Origin of the sequence: Neorhizobium alkalisoli (assembly GCF_002968635.1) — a bacterium.
Lineage (GTDB): Bacteria > Pseudomonadota > Alphaproteobacteria > Rhizobiales > Rhizobiaceae > Neorhizobium > Neorhizobium alkalisoli.
In genome coordinates, this window is the sequence record NZ_PVBN01000003.1 from 404,973 (window position 1) to 425,385 (window position 20,413).

The 20,413-nt window shown below is 58.9% G+C and carries 15 protein-coding genes and 2 pseudogenes; 12 read left to right on the plus strand and 5 right to left on the minus strand.

Annotation, left to right across the window (positions count from 1 at the left end; all coding sequences use genetic code 11):
• Window positions 1–2 precede the first annotated feature (2 nt).
• Both C5L13_RS09275 and C5L13_RS09280 read right to left on the minus strand, forming a co-directional pair.
• On the minus strand, window positions 3–971 hold the full coding sequence (locus C5L13_RS09275) for a carbohydrate ABC transporter permease (RefSeq protein ID WP_105382981.1): 969 nt from the start codon (window positions 969–971) through the stop codon (window positions 3–5).
• A 62-nt stretch (window positions 972–1,033) separates the two neighbouring features.
• Entirely contained in the window at window positions 1,034–2,323 is a 1,290-nt protein-coding gene (locus C5L13_RS09280) for an ABC transporter substrate-binding protein (RefSeq protein ID WP_158693421.1), read from the minus strand.
• 466 nt (window positions 2,324–2,789) lie between these two features.
• On the opposite strand from C5L13_RS09280, the gene C5L13_RS09285 reads away from it, so the two are divergent.
• The 10 genes from C5L13_RS09285 to C5L13_RS09330 all read left to right on the plus strand — a co-directional run bounded on the left by C5L13_RS09285 (window position 2,790) and on the right by C5L13_RS09330 (window position 15,532).
• Window positions 2,790–3,722, plus strand: coding sequence for a LysR family transcriptional regulator (locus C5L13_RS09285; RefSeq protein WP_105382983.1), 933 nt, complete (start codon window positions 2,790–2,792; stop codon window positions 3,720–3,722).
• A gap of 231 nt (window positions 3,723–3,953) precedes the next feature.
• The gene (locus C5L13_RS09290) at window positions 3,954–4,874 is read left to right on the plus strand and encodes a sugar phosphate isomerase/epimerase family protein (protein WP_105382984.1); all 921 of its coding nucleotides are present in this window, start codon (window positions 3,954–3,956) and stop codon (window positions 4,872–4,874) included.
• Between the two features lie 30 nt (window positions 4,875–4,904).
• Window positions 4,905–6,584: a GMC oxidoreductase gene (locus C5L13_RS09295; protein ID WP_105382985.1), complete on the plus strand. Its 1,680-nt coding sequence runs from the start codon at window positions 4,905–4,907 to the stop codon at window positions 6,582–6,584.
• Between the two features lie 148 nt (window positions 6,585–6,732).
• Window positions 6,733–8,283: a UbiA family prenyltransferase gene (locus C5L13_RS09300; protein WP_280952608.1), complete on the plus strand. Its 1,551-nt coding sequence runs from the start codon at window positions 6,733–6,735 to the stop codon at window positions 8,281–8,283.
• A gap of 53 nt (window positions 8,284–8,336) precedes the next feature.
• Window positions 8,337–8,735, plus strand: coding sequence for a GtrA family protein (locus C5L13_RS09305; protein WP_105382986.1), 399 nt, complete (start codon window positions 8,337–8,339; stop codon window positions 8,733–8,735).
• 7 nt (window positions 8,736–8,742) lie between these two features.
• Complete coding sequence (locus tag C5L13_RS09310; RefSeq protein WP_105383145.1) at window positions 8,743–10,068, plus strand: FAD-binding oxidoreductase; 1,326 nt, start codon at window positions 8,743–8,745, stop codon at window positions 10,066–10,068.
• Window positions 10,065–10,814: an SDR family oxidoreductase gene (locus tag C5L13_RS09315; protein ID WP_105382987.1), complete on the plus strand. Its 750-nt coding sequence runs from the start codon at window positions 10,065–10,067 to the stop codon at window positions 10,812–10,814. The genes C5L13_RS09310 and C5L13_RS09315 overlap by 4 nt, the downstream gene beginning before the upstream one ends.
• Window positions 10,811–12,424 (plus strand): hypothetical protein, encoded by a 1,614-nt coding sequence (locus C5L13_RS09320; protein WP_105382988.1) that lies wholly within the window; start codon window positions 10,811–10,813, stop codon window positions 12,422–12,424. The genes C5L13_RS09315 and C5L13_RS09320 overlap by 4 nt, the downstream gene beginning before the upstream one ends.
• On the plus strand, window positions 12,421–13,956 hold the full coding sequence (locus C5L13_RS09325; protein WP_105382989.1) for a hypothetical protein: 1,536 nt from the start codon (window positions 12,421–12,423) through the stop codon (window positions 13,954–13,956). Before C5L13_RS09320 ends, C5L13_RS09325 begins: the two co-directional genes overlap by 4 nt.
• Window positions 13,957–13,963: 7 nt before the next feature.
• Window positions 13,964–15,532 (plus strand): hypothetical protein, encoded by a 1,569-nt coding sequence (locus tag C5L13_RS09330; protein ID WP_245571185.1) that lies wholly within the window; start codon window positions 13,964–13,966, stop codon window positions 15,530–15,532.
• Window positions 15,533–15,556: 24 nt separating this feature from the next.
• On the opposite strand, the gene malQ is transcribed toward C5L13_RS09330, so the two are convergent.
• The 3 genes and pseudogenes from malQ to C5L13_RS29240 all read right to left on the minus strand — a co-directional run bounded on the left by malQ (window position 15,557) and on the right by C5L13_RS29240 (window position 18,788).
• Complete coding sequence (gene malQ, locus C5L13_RS09335) at window positions 15,557–17,479, minus strand: 4-alpha-glucanotransferase (RefSeq protein WP_105382990.1); 1,923 nt, start codon at window positions 17,477–17,479, stop codon at window positions 15,557–15,559.
• Between the two features lie 159 nt (window positions 17,480–17,638).
• A pseudogene (locus C5L13_RS09340) lies at window positions 17,639–18,379 on the minus strand (SDR family NAD(P)-dependent oxidoreductase); the annotation flags it as partial.
• A 39-nt stretch (window positions 18,380–18,418) separates the two neighbouring features.
• Window positions 18,419–18,788, minus strand: a pseudogene (locus C5L13_RS29240) (DoxX family protein).
• A gap of 141 nt (window positions 18,789–18,929) precedes the next feature.
• Here C5L13_RS29240 and C5L13_RS09350 point away from each other — a divergent pair.
• Both C5L13_RS09350 and C5L13_RS09355 read left to right on the plus strand, forming a co-directional pair.
• A complete protein-coding gene (locus tag C5L13_RS09350; protein ID WP_105382992.1) occupies window positions 18,930–19,316 on the plus strand; it encodes a winged helix-turn-helix transcriptional regulator in 387 nt (128 codons plus the stop codon).
• Window positions 19,317–19,501: 185 nt separating this feature from the next.
• The gene (locus C5L13_RS09355) at window positions 19,502–20,404 is read left to right on the plus strand and encodes a MurR/RpiR family transcriptional regulator (protein ID WP_105382993.1); all 903 of its coding nucleotides are present in this window, start codon (window positions 19,502–19,504) and stop codon (window positions 20,402–20,404) included.
• Window positions 20,405–20,413: the final 9 nt, after the last annotated feature.

A 20,413-nucleotide genomic window follows, 5' to 3' on the forward strand; every position in this document is an offset into this window, starting at 1 on the left:
CCTTATTCTCCTCCTTCCGACCTGATCTGCCTGATATTCATGAAGATCACCGGCGACGCGAGTATGAGCAGAAGGACAGCGATGGCGCTCGCCGTTCCGAGATTCTGCTTCACGAAAAGCTCCGAATACATCTTGTTGGCGATCACATCGGTGCCGAAGGATCCATTGGTCATCACGTAGACGATGTCGAAGACCTTGAGGGAGAATATCGCCTGGGTCGTCAGGACCACCAGGATCGTTGGCCACAACGAGGGAAGCGTCACATACCTAAAGATCGCCCACTCTCCGGCCCCATCGATGCGGGCGGCTTCGACCAGTTCCCGGGGAATGTTCTTGACACCCGCCGAGAGGATCAGCGTCGCAACACCGATGCTCATCCAGACTGCAACAAAGATCAGGGCATAGTTGTTGACGCGCTGATCGATCAGCCAGGCGATCGGCATACCACCGGTGATCTTTGTCCAGAGCGCATTGAGCGTACCGGTCTGGGGCTGCATGGGCGGCGCGTAGGTGTACATCATCTTCCAGATAACGGCACCCGCGACGAAAGACATCGCGGTGGGCAGGATCAGGAAGGTCCTGGCGATGCGTTCGTATCTGACCCGGTCGAGCATGATGGCGGCCGAAAGGGCGAGCAAGGCGGTGAGCAGAGGGAAGACCACGATCCACAAGACGTTGTTGATCAGGACGGGCCGCATCGCGGTCCCAAAGGCCCAGACGAAATTGCTAAGCCCGACCCATTTGCTGGCAGTGGCGTCGCGGAAACTGAAGACGATCGATGCCACGAGCGGATAGGCGATAACCAGGCCGACCAGAGCCAGAACCGGCGACAGCCAGATCCACGGCCGCAGGCTGTTTTGACGTTTCTGAGGAAATCGTCGCAGAGCCAGTTCGCCCGGCAAGATGATGACCAGGGCCACGGCGGGCAAGGCGAGGAGCCCGAAGAAGAGTTGCAGAATCTGACTGCTCATGAGGCTTATTCCGTCTTTTGCCGGGAGTAGCTTGAAGCCACTCCCGGAATTGATCGCCAGGCTTATCTCGCGGCGTCGATGGATTGCAGCACGCCGTCGAGGCTGTTGGGGTCAAGCACATATTGTACTATCCCCTTCCATAAGGCCTGGATCACGGGCGGGTCGACGACCTGCGTCGGTTGGGCGACAAGCGTGACGCTCGGCTTAAGCAACGTTTCACGAGCCCGCTTGAGGAGCGGATTGGAATAGTCGCCTGGCTGAACAGCCTGGCTTGCGACGGTCCAGTTGCCGGCGGAAGCCACGAGCTTCTGCGCCTCGTCCGAGACGAGATAGGACAGGAACGCCTTGACCTGCGGGGTATCCTTGAACGCCATGTAGAGTGTGCCGCCGAAAGTCTCATAGGCCGCGTTTTCCGGCTTTCCGGGTACCGGCATGAAGTCCAGGTCCGCGATCGGCTTGACTTTCGGATAGATCAGGGTGGTCAGACTGCCTGCATATGTCCCCCAGAGAAGGACCGAACACTGGGGCGGTTCATAAAAAAGTCCGGTCCCGACTTTGACTGCGGGTGTCGACATGGCCGCAACCGGACCGCCTGGAACCATCTTGGGGTCATGGGCGACTTTACCGAAGGCTTCGAAGGCCGCCTTGACCTCCGGGGCGGTCCAGGAGACGGAGCCATCGGCAAGACCCTGCAGCGCCTCGGGGCCGGAATTCTTCAGGATATACGCCTGGATCCAGTTGCCGGCGAGCGCGCCGGAGGAGGCGCCACGCTCATCGCTATAGCACCAAGGCGTTTTGCCGGCGTCCGCCCGCTGCACGGCCCAAGCATCGAACTGTTCCCAAGTCGGGGAATCCTTCGGGCCATCATAGGTGTGGACGTTGTACCAGACCATGAAGTTGTTGAGCTCGGTCCAGACACCGTAGATCTTGCCATTCAAGCTCGCAGCGTCGACGAGGCCGGTATCGAACTTCCCCTTCAAAGCGCCTTCGCCGATCATGGCGCCGACATCCTTCAAAGCCCCCTGCTTGGCAAAGCGGACGAGGTTGTTGATGTTGGTGGAGCCCGCAAGATCCGGTGGATCGCCTGCCTGAACCCGGGTCTGCAGCACGGCGGCAAAGTCGGTGGTCCCGGTATAGTCGACCGTAATGCCGGTCGCCGCCTGAAAAGGCGCCCAGGCGGCCTTTAACATCTCGAGCTCCCGGCCACCATTGACGCCCAGTACCGAGACCTTACCGCCGATCTTCTGCCCACCGGTGAGTTTCGACGCATAGTCTTGCGCGGCATCGATAAGCGGCTTCGGAAGCTCAACCGCCTGGGCATGCGCTCCTCTTTCGGATGATGCCAGAGCCATGGCCGCCACGAGACACGTGGATAGCCGGGTCGATACGCGCGATGTCGTTTGGATCTTTCGGAACATCATAATGCAATTGCCTCCTCTTATACGGTCTGTTCGTCACTCTGACGTCTGCGCACACGACTTCATCGGCATCTTCAGGATGCTGGCCATTCGGTCGTCTGATTAGGTTCCGGCACGGCTGCGGCCGGCCGTTTTCACGTTTTCCGTGACTTTAACGCTAAGCCTGTGGGTTTCGGAATTTCGTGCGTAGTCATCATGTTCCCCTATCGTGGCCAATGTTTTGGCCAACCATATCGCCGTGACTGCTTCTCGGCGGCGATATCTCATGACGGTGTTAAGCCCCGTCTTGTTACGCGACAGTCTGTTCGCCGGCGGCTCGAAGTCAAACAACTAACATTGCCCGAGGTATAACCTTTAGTCATACTGTCTCGGTAAAAATGTCTCTTCGCGACTAGGAATCATGAACAGAAACCTTTACCGGCTCGATCTTCGGCAGCTCCGGCATTTCCTTGCGGTCGTGCACACGGGAAGCTTCAGCATGGCGGCCGAAAACCTGCGGCTCACCCAACCTGCGCTCAGCAAGAGCATCCGCAGCATGGAGCAGGCGCTCGGAGTTCGTTTGCTCGACCGGGGGCCAAGCGGCGTTCAAGTCACGCTGTTCGGTCAGCGCCTTATCGGCTACAGCGAATTGCTGTTGTCATTGGCCAACGAGGCGGTCGATGAAATAGATGCACTTCGCGGCGCGCGCCGTGGCTCGCTTCGGATCGGAAGTATGGCCGCCGCCTTGCGGCAGCTTATCCCCGACGCGTTGACCCAATTTGCGGTCGCCCGCCCGGATGTAGGCCTCATGGTGCATGAGGGCATAAATGAAGTCCTGCTTCCCCAGCTCTTCGCGGGAAAGCTCGACGTGGTTTTCACCGTAAAACCCAGCGAGATCCTGAACGAGGATTTTGAATGGCGACTTGTCGCGAGGGAGCCGGTGCGAATCGTTGCACATCAATCACATCCGCTTGCAGATCGCGAAAATCTGACAGTCTCCGATCTCGCAGAATACAGCTGGGTCCTGCCGCCGCTACCGGAGACAGACAGGCTGCTACTCGAATCCCTTTTCCGCAGCGCGGGCTTGCCAAAACCTGTGGTAGCCGTCGAAACGACATCAATAAATTTTCTGACGTCGATGGTCTCGCGCACTCACCATCTGGCCTATCTGACGCGAGCGAACCTTCAAGGAAGCGGGTTGGGGTTGGTTGCTCTCGACTTCAACGAGATTTCACTGACCCGAGACATATATGCTGTCTTTCGCCGCAAGGGTGAGGTCCGTCCGACAGTTTCGGTGCTTCTGCGGGAAATCGAACGATCCAGCGGTATAAACGCATCCCCTTCGCCGGAATAAGCGCCCTATGACGATGAGTTATACCTTCGCCAGTCGAAGTTATTTTATTCGATGAACGCACTCATGTACCTCTTGGCCCGGTCGTCGCCAGCCAATCGTTAACCCGGCGAACCCAACGTCCATCCGTGCCGTGAAGGCATTTCACATCATCCGGGCACCTCGTCCGGCTGCGTGCGAAAGCATGCCTGAGCACGGGGACGAGGGATATGGAAACCAAAGCGGGCATCATCCATGACAGAACCTTTCCTTGCTTCCGGCGGCTACAGATTTGCTCTCAACCCCATGCAGTGGTTCGCCACAGAGGACGGTTGGCTCGATCCGACCAAGGGACCGGCGCCGCGGGACCTGTTGAAGGAGATCGCACGATCCGGATTTCAGGCCGTCCACGCGCAGGTCCCGGCCGGGTGGACGATAAAAGAATATAAGAACGCCTTGGAGGACGCTGGGCTTCAACCTGCGCCGGGCTACCTGTCGATGGCGCTCCCGGAACACGGCGTCGAAATGGAGGCGACGCTCGAAATGGCACGTACGAGTGCCGCGCAGCAGGCGCAGCTCGGCCTCACCGACATGTTCATCGCCACCCGAATGACCAAGGATGCGCCGCGCGTTACACGTCCAGGCGTCGGGGCGGAGTTTGACGAGAGCCGCTTTGCATTGATCTTCGATCTCGTCGATCGGGCGTCTTCCATACTGAAGGAAGAAGGCATCAGGGCGGCCCTCCATCCGCATATCGGCACCTGGATCGAGACCGAGGCCGAAACCCGCCACCTCCTGGACAATATCAGCTCCGATCAGCTCGGTTTCGGCCCGGACACGGGGCATCTGTCATGGGCAGGCGCCGACGTTATCGGGCTGATCACCGATTACCGAGACCGGACACGGGTGGTGCATGTCAAGGATTGCCGGCTGAGTGTGCGCGATGCAGCCAGGACCACGGGAATGACCTACCAGGAGACCGTCGTTTCGGGTCTTTGGGCCGAGCCCGGTACCGGCGAACTCGATCTTGCCGGGATGATAGCTGCCTTGGGCAGCGATTTCGACGGCTGGCTGATCGCAGAAGTCGACTTCCCGACGCTGCCGCCCTTCGAGTGCGCCAGGGTCAGCGCCGAATGGCTGGCGAAGTTGCGACGCCCTTCACGCTCCTCCCATTGAGCAGCATGGTGGACAGGATACTGAAAAACGATGTCTCAAGTCATTTATGATGCGCTGATAATCGGATCAGGCGCGGCTGGATCCTTTGCCGCCAAGGAACTCACCGCCCAGGGTCTGTCGGTCCTTCTTCTTGAGGCAGGCCCTTCGATCGGCCCGAAGGACTTCGACCCTTCCCGCAAGAAGGCGTCGCCAAAGGACATCAATATCTGGGATCGGGCTCTGGCCACGGCAAACGGGCAGGCGGTCCAGGCGCGCGCTGTCTTCTTCAAGGAGTGGATGAGCCACCTCTTCGTCAACGATCGCAAAAATCCGTACACGACGCCGCCGGATGCTCCGTTCCTGTGGATCAGAGGGCGCCAGGCCGGCGGAAGGCTGCACACCTTCGGTCGCGTTCTTCTGCGCTGGAGCGACGACGATTTCAGGGCGCAGACCCAGACCGGCCAGGGTGTCGACTGGCCCTTGTCGTATGCGGATCTCGACCCCTTCTATGCGGAGGTCGAATCCTATCTTGGCCTCTACGGCCAGAAAGACCATGTCTCGACGTTGCCCGACGGCGTTTATGCGAAGCGAGCCAAACTCACGCAGGCAGAGGAATCTTTCAAGGTCGCTGTCGAAGGACGTTGGCCGGAACGGCGTGTCGTTTCCTGGCGCTATGTTGCGCCCGAAGCGGAACGCATTCCCCGTGCCCTGCGAGATGCACAGGCAAGCGGCCGGCTGACTGTCCGGTACAACGCAATCGCGCGCCGCATTACAACAGATGACAACACCGGTATGGCAACCGGCGCGGAACTGACAGACATTGTCACCGGCAGGACCGAAACAGTTCGCGCATCCAACGTGGTCGTGTGTGCCTCCCCGATTGAAAGCATCCGGCTTCTCCTGAACTCGGCCTCGTCGAGCCACCCAAATGGCCTCGGCAACAGCTCTGGGACCTTGGGCCGCTACTTCATGGATCAATTGCCGTGCCTGGCGGTCGGTTCATTTCCGCCAGTCCCGGGTTGGTCGAAGGATGATTCTGCTCCACCGGATCCATTTTACAATGCCTCGGGCGGTATTTTCATTCCGCGATTCGAGCCGTCGTCGAACGGCGGGCAGAGGGGCGATTTCGCCTACCAGGGGACGATCGGCAGGGGGCCGGTTTCCAGCGATACGCCGGCTCGTTTGGCCTTCTTCGGTTATGGCCAGATGCAGCCGCATCCGGACAACAGAGTCACGCTGGATGTCCGCAAGACGGACGCCTGGAAAATTCCGGTTCCACACATCCGTTGCGTTATGCGGACCGAAGAGCGAGATCTCCTGGCTAGGCAGGAGCAGACATTGGTCGATCTGGTGAACACGGCCGGCGGCGAGTTGGAGTTCGTGGGGTCACCGCTTGGCCTCAAGGAGATGGGCAAGGGCGCTTATCCCAATGCCGACGCTTTTAGCCGCTTCCTTTTCCGAAGAATGTTCCACAGGAGCATGTCGATGGGTGCGGCCATCCACGAAAGCGGCGGAGTGCGGATGGGAGCTTCGCCGAAGACGTCGGTTCTAGACCCGTGGAACCAGAGCTGGGACGTTCCCAATCTTCTTGTCACCGACGCCAGTTCGTTTCCTACCAGCGGCGTCGCCGGAACGACGCTTACCGTGATGGCTTTGACCGTCCGTGCCTGCCGTCGGCTGTCAGAGCAATACCGATCGGGCCGACTGCGGACGGCAACGGCGAAGTATTGAACTACCCATCCCGCCTCAATCTGACACTGTCTGCTGTTTTCGATATCCCGACAGACAGCTCGGCCGTCGATGGAACCTAACAGGCGGGAATGCTGTTAGCACACCTCGAAGCCTCCGCGCCCTTGGGGGCTGCAGGAAAGGGTGCGATGTGAGCGAACTGCAGCAGGAGTTTCCCGAATCACCCACACAATTCCGCTTTCGGAACCCGGAAGAGGGCCGCCAGAAGCATCGCCGTCAGACAAAGGCAGTCGCCACCGGAAACTCATCGGCATCGGCGCTCTCAGGACCGGCACGGCCGCTGGTGGTAGATCTTGACGGCACGCTGGTTCGTTCGGATCTCCTGATCGAGACGGCCTTTTCAGAACTCAGTCACCGCCCCTATTCGATCATCGACATGATCCGCGCGCTGTCAAAAGGGAAGGCGTGCCTAAAGCACCGCATTTCCGAACCCGCCGATTTCGATCCGGCCATGCTGCCCTATGACGGGACGGTTCTGAAGCTGATCCAAAACGCCCTGGACGAGGGGCGATCTGTTTACCTCGCATCGGCCAGCCATGAGCGCCTGGTGTCCGCGATTGCCGACCATCTCGGCTTTTTCACAGGCTGGTTTGCGACCGACGCCGTTACGAACTGCGCTGCCGAAATCAAGGCGGAGAAACTCGTCGCAGCCTTCGGTGAAAGGGGCTTCGATTATATCGGCAATGATTCCGCCGATCTCCCGGTCTGGCGTCGCGCCGCAAAATCCTATGCAATTCGAACGCCAACGGTGGTGGCGCGAAAGCTTTCGAGCCAATGTAGCGACGTCGAACATCTGTCGCATGACAAGCCGACGTGGCGAACCTGGGCAAGGCAACTGCGGGTACACCAATACGCCAAAAACGGGCTGGTGTTTATTCCCCTTCTGACCGATCACCTTTTCGATTGGCAAAGTGTGCTGCAGGCACTCCTCGCCGCGGTCGCCTTTTCCCTTTGCGCTTCAAGTGTCTATATCTTGAATGACCTCGTCGATCTGCAGGATGACCGGGCGCACCGTACCAAATGTCGGCGGCCGCTGGCATGTGGAGACATCGCCCTGGGCCAGGCACTGATGGCCATCCCGATCCTGTTTCTGCTGTCACTCACTATAGCAGCCTGGGTTTCATTGGATTTTCTCGGCGTTCTCGCGGCCTATTTCGCACTGACCACCGCCTATTCATTTCTTCTGAAGCGCAAGATGATCATCGATGTGGTGGCCCTTGCGGGGCTTTATACGATGCGGGTGATTGGCGGCGCCGTGGCGCTCTCCGTCTGGGTTTCCCCCTGGCTGCTCGCCTTTGTCATGAGCTGGTTCCTGTCGCTTGCTCTCGTCAAGCGCTACGTCGAACTCAAGGCCAGGCGCGAGGCGAACCTGCCGGATTCGAAGAGCCGGGGCTACCGCAACAGCGACCTCGATGTGGTCGGCGCCTTGGCAACCGCATCCGGTCTGAATGGGCTCACTCTGTTTGCTCTGTATATTTCAAGCGACGGCGTCCAAGACCTCTATGCCCGGCCCGAAATCCTGTGGCTCGTCGGCCCGATCCTGACCTATTGGATGGCCAGGGTATTGATGCTCGCACACAGAGGTCTGATGAATGACGATCCCGTCGTCTTTGCGCTGAAGGACAAAATAAGCCTCGCGACGCTCGGTGCAGTCGGGGCCGTCGTCATCGGCGCAATTTGAGGTCACAGCCACATGCCCATTACTCTGTTCGCTGTTGCCCGAGGTCACGCCTGATGAGGCTTGCCGCTCGTTATGTCGTCTTCGCCGTCGCCTCAACCGTTGTAAATTTTGCAGTCCAGGAGACGGTTGTGCAGACCGCGCCGACCGAGCCATTGGCACTGTCGATCCTGGCCGGCACGGTTGCCGGCTTCGCCGTCAAATACGTCCTCGACAAGAAATGGATCTTCTTCGACGACTATACTTCGCATGAAAGCGAGATCCGGAAGATCGCTCTCTATGGCATGTTCAGCGTACTGACGACGGCGGTATTCTGGTGTTTTGAAGTCGCTTTCTGGTCGCTTTGGCGGACGGAGTTCGCGAAATACTTCGGTGGCGCCCTCGGACTCGCGATCGGATATATATCGAAATACGCCCTGGATCGTAGGTTCGTATTCAGGTCGGAGAGGACGTGACATGAGCCTGCAGGGCTGGGGGCGTTATCGGAACTACGACAGCGAGGTGCTGGAATGCCTCCTTCCGCAGTCTGTGGGAGCCATGGTGCCTTCCCGGGCGGGCCTCATCGCACGCGGTAATGGTCGCTCCTATGGAGATGCCGCAGTTGGCGAGCTGGCGACATTGATATGTGGCGGTCTCAGCCGGATGAAAGCTTTCGATGCGGGCAACGGCATTCTCACTGTGGAAGGCGGCACTTTGCTTTCAGACATATTACGGGCCTTCATTCCTCGCGGCTACTTTCCGCCAGTGGTGCCGGGCACCAAGTTCGTCACGGTCGGCGGCATGATCGCATCCGACGTGCACGGTAAGAACCACCATCGGGTAGGCGGGTTCGGCGATCACGTGACGCAGTTCAAGTTGGTCGTCGCAAGCGGGGAACTGGTGACCTGCAGCCGCACGGAAAACCCCGAGCTTTTCTACGCGACCATCGGCGGCATGGGCCTGACCGGCGTCATCGTCGAGGCAAGTTTTGAAATGAAGCCGATCGAGACCGGCTGGATCCTGCAGAAGACGACGGTCGCGCAGGACTTGGCCGGGGCTTTGAAGGTGCTGCAGGCGACGGATGAACTCACCTATTCGGTCGCCTGGATCGACTGCCTGGCGGGGGGGAAGTCGATGGGCCGATCACTCGTCTTTACCGGCGAGCATGCAACGCGGGAGCAGGTTTCCGCTCGAATGCCGCAAGCGGAGTTCTTTCCAGCGGCAAGGGAACCGAAGCTCGGCCTCCCGTTTGATTTTCCCGCCTGGATGCTCAATGGCGTGAGCGTGTCCGCTTTCAATGAGATGTATTTCAGGGCCGGTGCACGGAAGGCCGGATCTCCATCGCTGGTCCACTGGAACCCTTATTTCTTCCCACTGGACGGCATTCATCGATGGAACCGCCTTTACGGCAGGCGAGGCTTCCTTCAACACCAATGTGTCGTGCCAGAGGGCAACGCGCTTGCTGTCCTCGGCGAGATGCTCGAACGGTTTGTTCGCTCGGGCAAAGGTTCCTTCCTCGCCGTACTCAAGAAGCTTGGTCGGGGCGGCGGTCTCATCTCCTTCCCCACGTCGGGCTACACTCTAGCCCTCGACCTTCCAGCGACCACCGACGTGTTTCCGCTTCTGGAGGAAATAGACAAGATCGTTGTCCAGGCAGGGGGTCGGCTCTATCTAGCCAAGGATGCGCGACAATCCCGTCATACATTCGAAGCCGGTTACCCGCAACTTTCGGCATTCAGAGAGCTGCGGCGGGTAACCGGCGCCGATCGTCGCTTTCGATCCCATCTTTCGACAAGGCTCGGCATATGAACAGAACCGGGAAAACCCTTCTCCTGATCGGCGCGACCTCGGACATCGGCCGGGCAACCGGGCTGGTCTATGCCATGGCCGGCTGGGACGTGCAGCTTGCGGGGCGAAACCTCGAAGCCGTTCACCGCGAAGCGGATGACATCGGAACGCGAAGCGGCGCCTCGGTCTCTGTCCATCAGCTGGATATTCTGAACACCAGCCGATTTGAGGACTTCTGTGACACCTTGCCGAAATTGCCGGACACGGTTGTCTGTGTTGTTGGCCAGCTTGGCGAACAGCGGCGTGCCGAACGCGAACTCGATCATGCAACGGAGGTGCTGCGGACGAACTTTGAAGGACCGGCGCTGCTTCTGGGCCTGTTTGCCGAACGCTTCGCGAAACGGGGCTTCGGTACGATCATTGGCATCAGCTCGGTCGCAGGCGACCGCGGTCGGGGGTCGAACTATGTCTATGGCGCTGCAAAAGCAGGTCTTAGCGCATTCCTCTCCGGGTTGAGAAACCGGCTCGCATCTGCGGGTGTTCGAGTCCTCACCGTCAAACCCGGCTTCGTCCGCACCCGAATGACGGCAGCAATGAAACTCCCACCTCTGCTCACGGCCGAGCCGGCCCAGGTTGCCGACGCAATCTTTTCCGCGTCCGAGACGAAGAAGCAGCGCGAGGTCATTTACGTCCGGGGTCTGTGGTGGCCAATCATGCTTGCAATTCGCTCGATCCCGGAGCCGATCTTCAAAAGGCTGCGGTTATGAGCGAATCTCTGACCGGTACGAAGACATTCGGAACCTCCAGGCGGCTCCGGCTCTCGCCGACCATGTGCATCTTGCTGCTTGGTTTTTTGTTGGCAGCGCTTCTTGCGATCCCTGGGGTTACGGTCACAACAAAATCGCTCGATCAACTTTTTCTCGCTTTCGACTGGATACAGCGCCTCTTGAAAGGGCAGGTGCCAAGCGCCGACTTCCACAGCAGCCTTGGCCCCCTCGCCTATTTTCTGCCGGCGCTCGGCTATCGCCTCACCGGAAGTTTTGGCGGCGCCCTGCCGGCGGCGCTTGCGCTCGTCGTTGTGGTCATGACGATCGTATCGAGCCATGTGCTCGTCACCCGACTGCGACCTTATCTAGCAATTCTCTTTGCAGCCTTCGTGCTGCTGATACTGTCGGCCCCGATAAAGCTCGGCGAGCCTGTCACCGCGTTATCCTTCGGCTTATACCACGACCGGATTGGCTGGGCCGTCATAGCGCTCCTGTTCGCCATGTATCTACGGCCAAATCATCCGGTGGGCTGGCAAACGGTTATCGACGCGGTTTCCGCTGCCATCATGACGATGGTCCTGGTCTACATACGTGCCACCTATGGGTTGCTCGCCCTCGCCTTTCTCATCTTCATGCTCACGGACAAGCGCCAGCGCCTATGGGCTGCCGCAGCTCTTTTTCTTGTCTTTGTCGCAATCATCACCGTCGAGACGACCTTCATAGGCTCCTTCGCCTATGTGAATGACGTCTGGCACCGGATCAAATCGGACGGCGTTGCGGGTGGAGGTCTGCCGGATTTGCTCGACAAGGGGCTCGGAAACCTTGCCGATCTGTTGCTTCTTTCGGTTCTAGCCTCGCTTGTGCTTTGGCGAAATCGAAGCTTCCGCGATCTTGTTTTCGTGCTTCTGTGTGCCGCCGGTGGCTTGTGGCTCTTAAGCCATAACCTGCAGCGCTGGGGCATCATCACGGTTCATGCAGGAGCCCTGGTGATGACAGAACTCCTCCTGCGCCGAATGGACGAGGATCCACAATACCGGGAGAGACTCGTGGTCAATCCCGCAGGGGTCAGCCTGTTCTTCCTTGCCTTCGTGCTGCCGACCATTCTCCAGTGCGGGATGGCCTTGGCGTTGCACGCTGGCGCTGCAGTCGCCAAAGCGGGCCAATCCCTCGCTCTGCCGCGCATGGATGGTATTCAGCTCGCCGATCTTTGGACTACGGGAGATTTCCGAGCAGCATCCTTCTATCTTGAAATGGTGCAGGAGGGGCGAGGCCTGCTCGACCGGCATCAAGAGCCGATCAAGAACCTGTCCGTACTCGGCAGCGTCAACGTGTTTTCCGCCGCTCTGGACCTTGAACCCACGCAAAGGGTCATTGCGGACGTTCGGTGGGATTTCGCTGACCAACAGCCTAAAACCGCCACGCCGGCAGAATTGCTCGGATCAGCCGATACGGTTCTATTGCGGAAGTTTGAAGACCCCGCGGACGATTTGCGGCAGCTCTATCTGCCGTACCTGCAGCAAAACTACCTGCAGGTCGGCGAAAGTGAGAATTGGATGCTCTTTCACCGGCAACAACCGGTTCCCGGGCAGTCACGGCAGACCTCACCATGACACGCAGTGTTCAGGCAGCAGTTCCGATCGCGGCAATAGCGATAGTTTGTGCGGCAATGCTCTGGCTGCCGGGCCGCACGATTACGGCCGGCTTCATCAACGACGTGCTGATATTCGTCGACGGTGCACATCGCATCGCCTTCGGACAGGTGCCGAACCGCGATTTCCATTCGGCGCTCGGACCGCTTGTTTTCTACCTCCCCGCACTTGGATACTGGCTATCGGGCAGTTTCGGCGCTGCGATGCCGGTCGGAATGGCAATATTGCTGATCGGCTTTCTCCCCGCGATGATCCGCATCCTCCCATCGCGCCTTTCTCCTTTTCTGGCTGTGGTGCTTGGCGCCCTCTTGATCGTTATCCTCGCCGCCCCGATCAACCTTGGCAGCCCGGTGACGCTGCTGACCTTCGCCATGTTCTATAATCGCATCGGCTGGGTGGCCTTGGCGCTGCTGCTTGTGATGTATCTCCGGCCCGCCGAGCAGACGGCGAAATCCCGCCTCTTCGACGCGTTGGCCGCAAGCTTCCTCCTCCTGGTGCAGATTTACACGAAGGCGACCTACGGCGTGGTGGGGTTGGGCTTTGTCGTCATTCTGCTTCTCGACGGGCGGCAGCGTGGCTGGGCAATGATGTCCCTGGTTCTGACGGCGAGCGCCATGATTGCGATCGAGCTGGCCTGGGGCGGCTCCCGCCAGCATCTGGCGGATCTGATGGCGGCGGCGAGCGTAAGCGGCGGGCGCGATGTGGCGAGCCTGATCCGCAACATGCTGGACAACATCTCGGACCTGACCCTGTTTTGGTTGGTCGCGGGTATTGCGGTTTGGCGAGCGCGCAGTATCGCTGACCTTCTCTTCTACGGGTTCTGCTTCGTTGCAGGTCTGCTCATCCTAAACCAGAACGCCCATGGCTGGGGCATCATCACCCTTTACAGTGGCGTCGCTGTTGCGGTGGAGCGCACTGTGCGATTGGCTTCCGCTGAAAAACCGAACCCCGGGCTGCCGCAGCTCATCTTGGGCCTGCCGCTGCTTGTCCTCTTCTTCTTCCTCCCCCCCATTGCCCATTATGGGGCGGCGTTGGCACTTCATTCAGCGCTTGCCGGAGCAGATGCCGGCGAGCCTCTCGGACCGCCTCTCTTTGACGACCTGAGAAACTTCGAGCCGCCGGAGGGCCAGCCCCGGTTCATGATGCAGTATGTGGACAGCATAAAGAGCGGTGGCGACCTGCTACAGACGCTTGGCGTTGATCTTGAACGGGTGCTGGTGCTCGATTTCGTCAATCCCTTTTCGGCGGGATTGAACATTCGTCCCCCGACGGGAGACAGCTCCTGGCTGCACTGGGAGCGAAACATCAACAAACGAAACCATCCGCCTGCCGAAGTCCTCTTTGCCGACGTGAAGATCGTAATGATCCCGAAGCCCGGCATCAACGGCCTTCCGTTACAGGACCTTTACGGGAACTACATCTCGAGGGAGTTCCAACTGCTAAAGGAGACCAGCGAGTGGACAGTCTACCTGCGACGTCAAGCGGGTGATTGAGGTGAGCATGGCAGAAGTCCCGGAAGCCCCTACCCGCCTGACGGCCATCTGCAACTTTATGGGGCTGCGTGGGACTATCATCTGTATCGGTCTGTTGCTTGCAGCCGCCCTTGCACTGCCCGGCCGGACCGTTACGACGAGATATGTCAACGACCTGTTCATTTTTCTGGACGGATTATACCGGATCTGGTCGGGCCAGGTGCCGAATCTCGACTTCCACAGCTCCCTCGGCCCGCTTGTGTTCTATCTGCCCGCCGCGGGATTTGGCCTCACCGGCAGCATGGGCGCTGCAATGCCCGTGGGCATGGCTATCATGGTTCTCATGCTGGCGGTGGTCTCTGCGGAGATAATCGGCAGCCGCATGGGTTGGATGACCGGTCTCCCCCTATCACTGTTCCTGCTTCTGATAGCAGCCGCTCCTGCCAACCCGGGCGAAAGGATCGGCGAACTTTCCTTCGCGATGTTCTATAACCGCATGGGCTGGGCGGCGTTGGGTCTTTTGCTGGTGATGTATCTGCCGCGCCCGGTGCGGTCGGCAAAAACGGACCTGCTGGACGGGATCTGCGCGTCTTTTCTCGTGCTTCTCATGCTCTACACGAAGGTCACCTATGGTTTAGTCCAGCTCGCCTTCCTGGTTTTTATGCTGTTCGATCGGCACCAGTTCCGCTGGGTTCTGCAGGCTCTGCTTACCATTGTAACCGTGCCGCTCCTCATCGAGTTGATCTGGCAAGGTGGGGGGATGTATCTCTCTGACATTCGCTCGGCGGCAGAGGTCAGCGGCGGCTTGCCGACATTGCAAGGGTTGGCGGATGTCGTTTCCAAGAACCTGCACGATATTGTCGTCTATGGAATATTTGCGTGCATCCTTGTCGTTGCCCGAAGGAGGTTCAGGGATGTCTTTTATATCGTCTTCTGCGCAGCAACCGGGCTGCTGATCATCGACCAGAATTTCCAGTTCGTGGGTATCTTAACGCTTGGGGCGAGCGCCGCGGTGATCGCCGACCTGCTTTTGCGATCGCGACTGCCAAGCAAATATCGGGCTTTGGCAACGGGGCTTCCTCTCCTTCTTGTGATGCAGCTTTTGCCAGTGACTTTCAGCAATGCCGCCACGCTCGGCATCCATGCGGGCACGGCGATCTCTGGCAATGGCGAGCGGATTTCGCTTGGGAATTTTTCCGGTATCCGTCTGGTAAAGATGTGGGACGAAGATCAGTACCGGTATTTCCACCTCTACAACGAAACGCTAGCCGACGCTGCCGCAGCTCTCTGGAGGATCGAGGCGGCGCCAAAGCCGGCCGTAGTGCTGGATTTTGTCAATCCGCTCTCGGCCGGCATGCCGCTTCCGGCTCCGGAAGGAGACAGCGTTTGGTACCATTGGGGCCGCACCCTCCACGGTGACAGCTATCCCCCTGCAGAAGAGCTTTTTGCACATGCAGAATTCATCCTCGACCCGAAGTCGCCCATCGAAATCTGGACCGCTTTGGGGATGCGGAACGTCTATGCCGGCTATATCGCACAGCATTACACCTTGGCGGCTGAGACGGAGCATTGGCGGATCCATCGACGGCGCCGTTGAACCTGGGGCATGTCTCTCGACCACTCAAGCTTGATCAGCGCCGCCAGAAAGAGAATGAGGGCCTAGCCAACGGTGTGGTTTGGGCCGCTCTTCTGATAGAGCCGCGGAGATCGTTCTGTAGACTGGATTGGCTGGCAGGTCTTCCACCAGTACTTTCAGTTTCAGCTGCCAGTTCGGATATTCGCTCGATGTGCCCGGGATGTTCGTCGCGAGGCTCTCGCCTATCAAATCGGATAGGCGCGCGGTCACCAGCATGCTTGATACCCGTGCCAGCAAGCGGTGCAGGCCGACCGCGATTTCGGGGGCAATTGCCTCGTCGTCGGTCGGGATGACCATGTCGGACGGAAGAAGCCCAATATGCACTAACCCTTGAAGCAATGCCCGTTTCCGCTTCTGCCTTTCGGAACGCAGTTGCAAGGCGACCTGCGGATCGATACGGCCAAGACTTTCCTCCAAGGAGATATCGTCACTGCGCCACCAGCCGGCAAGCGGCGAAAGATCGTGAGTCGAGAGACAGGCGAGCGAATGATAGGGGATAGCTTCGAGATTGAAGCCCTGATCGTCGTAATCTTCGAAGTAAAGGACCCGGTAACCCAATATTCCCGCCTTCTCCATAGCGGGGCGGAATCCCTCTGGAACGTTTCCGAGGTCTTCCCCCACAATGAGCGTTTGCTGGACCTGAGAAATTTCCGCCAGGCTTTGGATCATCTCGGGGAACGGGTAGCGCATATACCCCCCAGTCGCCGGTGTTTCTCCCTCGGGGATGAGAAAGAGCTGCCATAGGCTCATGGCATGGTCGAGCCGGAGAGCTCCCGCAAATGACATCGAGGCGCCGACCAGCTTTTTGTAGTGAGAGGTGGATTGGTCGGTCAACTGCGCAGGCGACAACGGCACCAGTCCCCAGTCTTGCCCCGCGGCACTAAAGGCGTCAGGCGGTGCGCCAATATGCATTCCCCGAAGCACAAGGTCAGACCTAGACCAGGTGGAAGACCCATCGGGAACATCGCCTACGGCAAAGTCGAAATAAAGACCAATGCCAAGGCCAACGGCCCTGGCGTAGGTCACGACCTCCTCGATCTGCAGCGTTGTCAGCCACTGGAGCCACGCGTGGAAGTCGACGTCTTCCTCATACGCGGTCGCGAAGTCCTGAACCTCCCGGCTTTGACAGTCGCGAAACGGCTGGGGCCAATCCAGCCAACCACTCCCGTAACCTTTCTCCGTCATCTGGCCCGAAATGGCTTCGAACAGGCAATGCCCACAAAGGTCATGGCCGCCGGCGGTTTTGAAATCTCTGAACGCGCTGCTGCTGAAGCGGGGATTTGATGGATCGCTGCCTTTCCACCGCTGCCAGAGCGTTTTGAGCGCCGCAAGCTTGACGTCGGCCACTCCAACATAGTCCACGGTCTCAGAGTATCTGAGTCTGGCGGCCATTTTCTGGTCGATCATATCCTCGGAAAACCCCGGGACGTTGTCGACGGCAAGGTAGAGAGGGTTGAAAAACAGACGGTTGGAAGGTGAGTATGGGCTGCAGCGGGACGGGTCCGACAAAAAGAGCGCGTGGAGGGGATTGAGCCCGATGAAGTCTGCCCCGGCGTCTGCCGCGATCCGACAGAAGTTTTTCAGATCTTCGAAGTCCCCTATTCCATGGTTACGCGACGACCTAAGTTCATAAAGCTGTAAGGAAATCCCCCAGACCCGCTTCTCTTGAAGCATATCCGGAAGATAGCATTTCGTGCCCTCCGGCACTTCCAGTCGGGGTGTTTGCCGGTTCTCAACCGAGCCCCGCGGGACTTGATCGTGAAATCCGAGTGCTTGCAGCAGCCGAAGCCTCGTCGAACGTGGAACCTCCTGCACGACGCCTTGAAGATCCTCATAAGTCGCCTGTATCCCGAGCTTCTCGGCAAGCCTGTCGATTGCGATCTCGTTCTCGGCTTGATTGTTTGTCATCGAGGTGATCCTTGCCGGTTACGCCGACCTAGCGTTGCGCAAACCGGCTTCTCCTCCCAAGGTTCCCGGCAAGTATCGAAAAGCGTCTGGTTGGCCCGGCAGAATCTCCGTTGAGCTCACCGGCGTTGCGCCCCGGAACAGCAGCGTTCTTAAGCTCAGCGCGCTATCGATGATCGAACCGCCATCTGGAGTGAGGCTGTACCCGGTGATGTACTGCCCATCCTTACTGGCGAGAAACAGGATCACCGGCGCAATGTCTTCCTCCGGCGAGCCAAAGCGGGCGAGCGCGTTGTTCGGCGGGGGTGCATTGGAAGTGGCCGCGCCCCAGGTATCCGCGACCGGCAGCACATTGTTCACGGTGATGTTGTCGCCGCCCCATTCTCGCGCTGCTGTCCGCGTCAGCGCGCGAACCGCCTCCTTGGCCATGTTGTAGGGTCCATAGGGCAACAATCCGGTGATACCTGCAAGCGAGGCGAAGTTGATGACACGGCCCTCTCCGCTGGTCTTGAGGTAGGGATAGCATGCCTGCATCGTCCGCAAGTAGGCGATCGGCCCCATGTCGAAATTGCGCTGCAATTGTTCGACGGAAAGGTCATTGGTCGACGACTGGACCACGGACGGATCGAATGCATTGTTTACGAGAATGTCGAATCCGCCGTAGGCGGCTACCACCTTCTCCACCGCTCGGTGGATTTGTTCGTGATCAGAAACATCGCAGACGAGGCCCAGTGCAGAACGGCCGTCGGCAACGATGTCGGCGACGACTTTCTCCACATTCGTGGCCGTGAACGAAACCACGGCGACCTTTGCGCCTTCCGCCGCAAACAGCTTGGCAACGGCGCGACCGATGCCGCGGCCGGCGCCCATGACAATGGCTACTTTTCCGTCAAGTCTACCCATCTTCGTCTCCATTCCATAAAGTATTGGTGGTGTGCCGCGTCAGAACATCATCGCCTGCACATAGGGTGACGGGATTTCCCGAGCGGCGTTCTGCGTGACAAAAGAAGCGATCAGCAAAGCAAGCCCCGCGATCGCCGGCACTGCACCCGAAGGCTTGCGGACGCCGATATGGGCCAAGCCCGACAGAAGCAGATGATAGAAAATGCCGGCATAGGCGAGATCGCTGAGTACCTGCAGCTACTCCCAGGACCTTCACGACGATCATGACCGGTACGAGATAAGCGGGGTATCCGAGATCGGCGAGTGCCTGGCGGATCCAGTCTCCTTTGGTTGCGTACATATAGGCAGAAGTCACGTAGAGCAGAGACAGAAGCGTCGTACTGATCCAGTATATGTATATCTCGAACATAAATTTCCTCCGCATCAATATTTCTTTGTTCAACTTATGATTGCTGCTGAATAATAGCGGTTATCTTTCAATTTGCAGCCTATATTGAAAATGACAACTAATATCGATGTTATCAAGTAGGATGATTTACTTGCAGTTAGTATGGAAAAGCAGACTATGGGCGACGAAGAGATCAATATGCACGAGGAGATGCGGCGCGCATTCGCGCTGCTCTCAGGCAAATGGAAGCTGGAGATCATGTGGCTCCTCAACCAGCGGGTCTATCGATTCGGTGAACTGAGGAAGGCCATCCCCGGCGTCACCCAGCACATGCTGACGGCGCAGCTGCGGGAACTCGAAGCCGATGGTCTGGTCTTGCGCACCGTGTTCCCCGAGGTGCCGCCCCGTGTCGAATATGAGATCACACCCAAAGCACGGGGGCTCGGCCCCACGATGGAGGCGCTGACGGCCTGGTGGAACGAGTACGGAAAAAGCGTTCCGACCAAGGCGACGGCGCGCGGTCGAAAACCTTCAGGCGAGAGGGTTTGATTCCGGCTCCTGGGCGAACGAACCTCGCGGCCCTGTAGTCTGCTTTCCAGTTATGAAACTTAGTGACTTCGTTTCGGCCTTCGTTCGTCGCTGGCCGGCTGTCGCACGTCACCGCCCAGCGTTGGCCTTGCCGGTGCGCAATTTTCCAGGTTAGATCGGAGAAGGACGCAAGTAAGGGAAGTTTCGTGAGATCCGCAACAAAGCTAGAGGGCACGCAACGCCCACGATCACTCGAAGCCCGCATCTATGCCATCTACTCCTCGCTGTCCCCGGCCGAAAAACGGCTGGCTGACGTGTTGTTGCAGTACCAGATGGATCTTCCCAGCTACACTGCCGGTGAACTTGCGGACAAGGCGCATGTCTCGAAGGCGACGGCTGCCCGTCTCATCCGGACCCTCGGCTATAAGACCTATCCCGACGCGAAGCGGCAGATTCGCACCGACCAACATTGGGGGGCCCCTCGAGGCGGCCTTGCCGATCCCGATCGCGCTCCTTCTGAGAAAGTCTTGATCGCCCAGACAGTGCAGATGGATCTCGACAACATCCGTACGACCGCCGAGAGCTTGTCTGACAAAACCCTCCAGGATGTCACAGACGCGATAGTATCAGCGCGACGCGTTTGGATCATGGGCCTGCGAAGTGGCTATGGACTGGCCCATCAGGCCGCGCATTACCTAACCCTGATGAAAAACGATGTGCAGGTTCTTCCAGCCGGCGGGGCGAGCTATTCCCACGAAATTGCCTCCATCGCCGAGGGCGACGTGATGATCGTCATTGCCTTTCGGCGAAGGCCTCGCCTGCTGCCGACGATCATCAAGGAGGCGCGGGCCGCGGGCGCAGTGACCGTGCTGATTACCGATCTCAGCGCTGCCGCAAGCGCAAAGGCCGCCGAGCACGTGCTGCGCTGCAGATGCCAGTCCCCCTCCCCGTTCAACTCGTTCGTGGCGGCGCTGACGATCATCAACTATCTCGCCTGGAGCGTGGCGACGGCGATGGGCGAAGACAGCTTGAAACGCTACGAAAAGATCGACCGTCTGGTGAAATTGCTGGACGACGTGTCGACGCCGCAGACTAACGTGGGTCGCTGAGTAAAAATT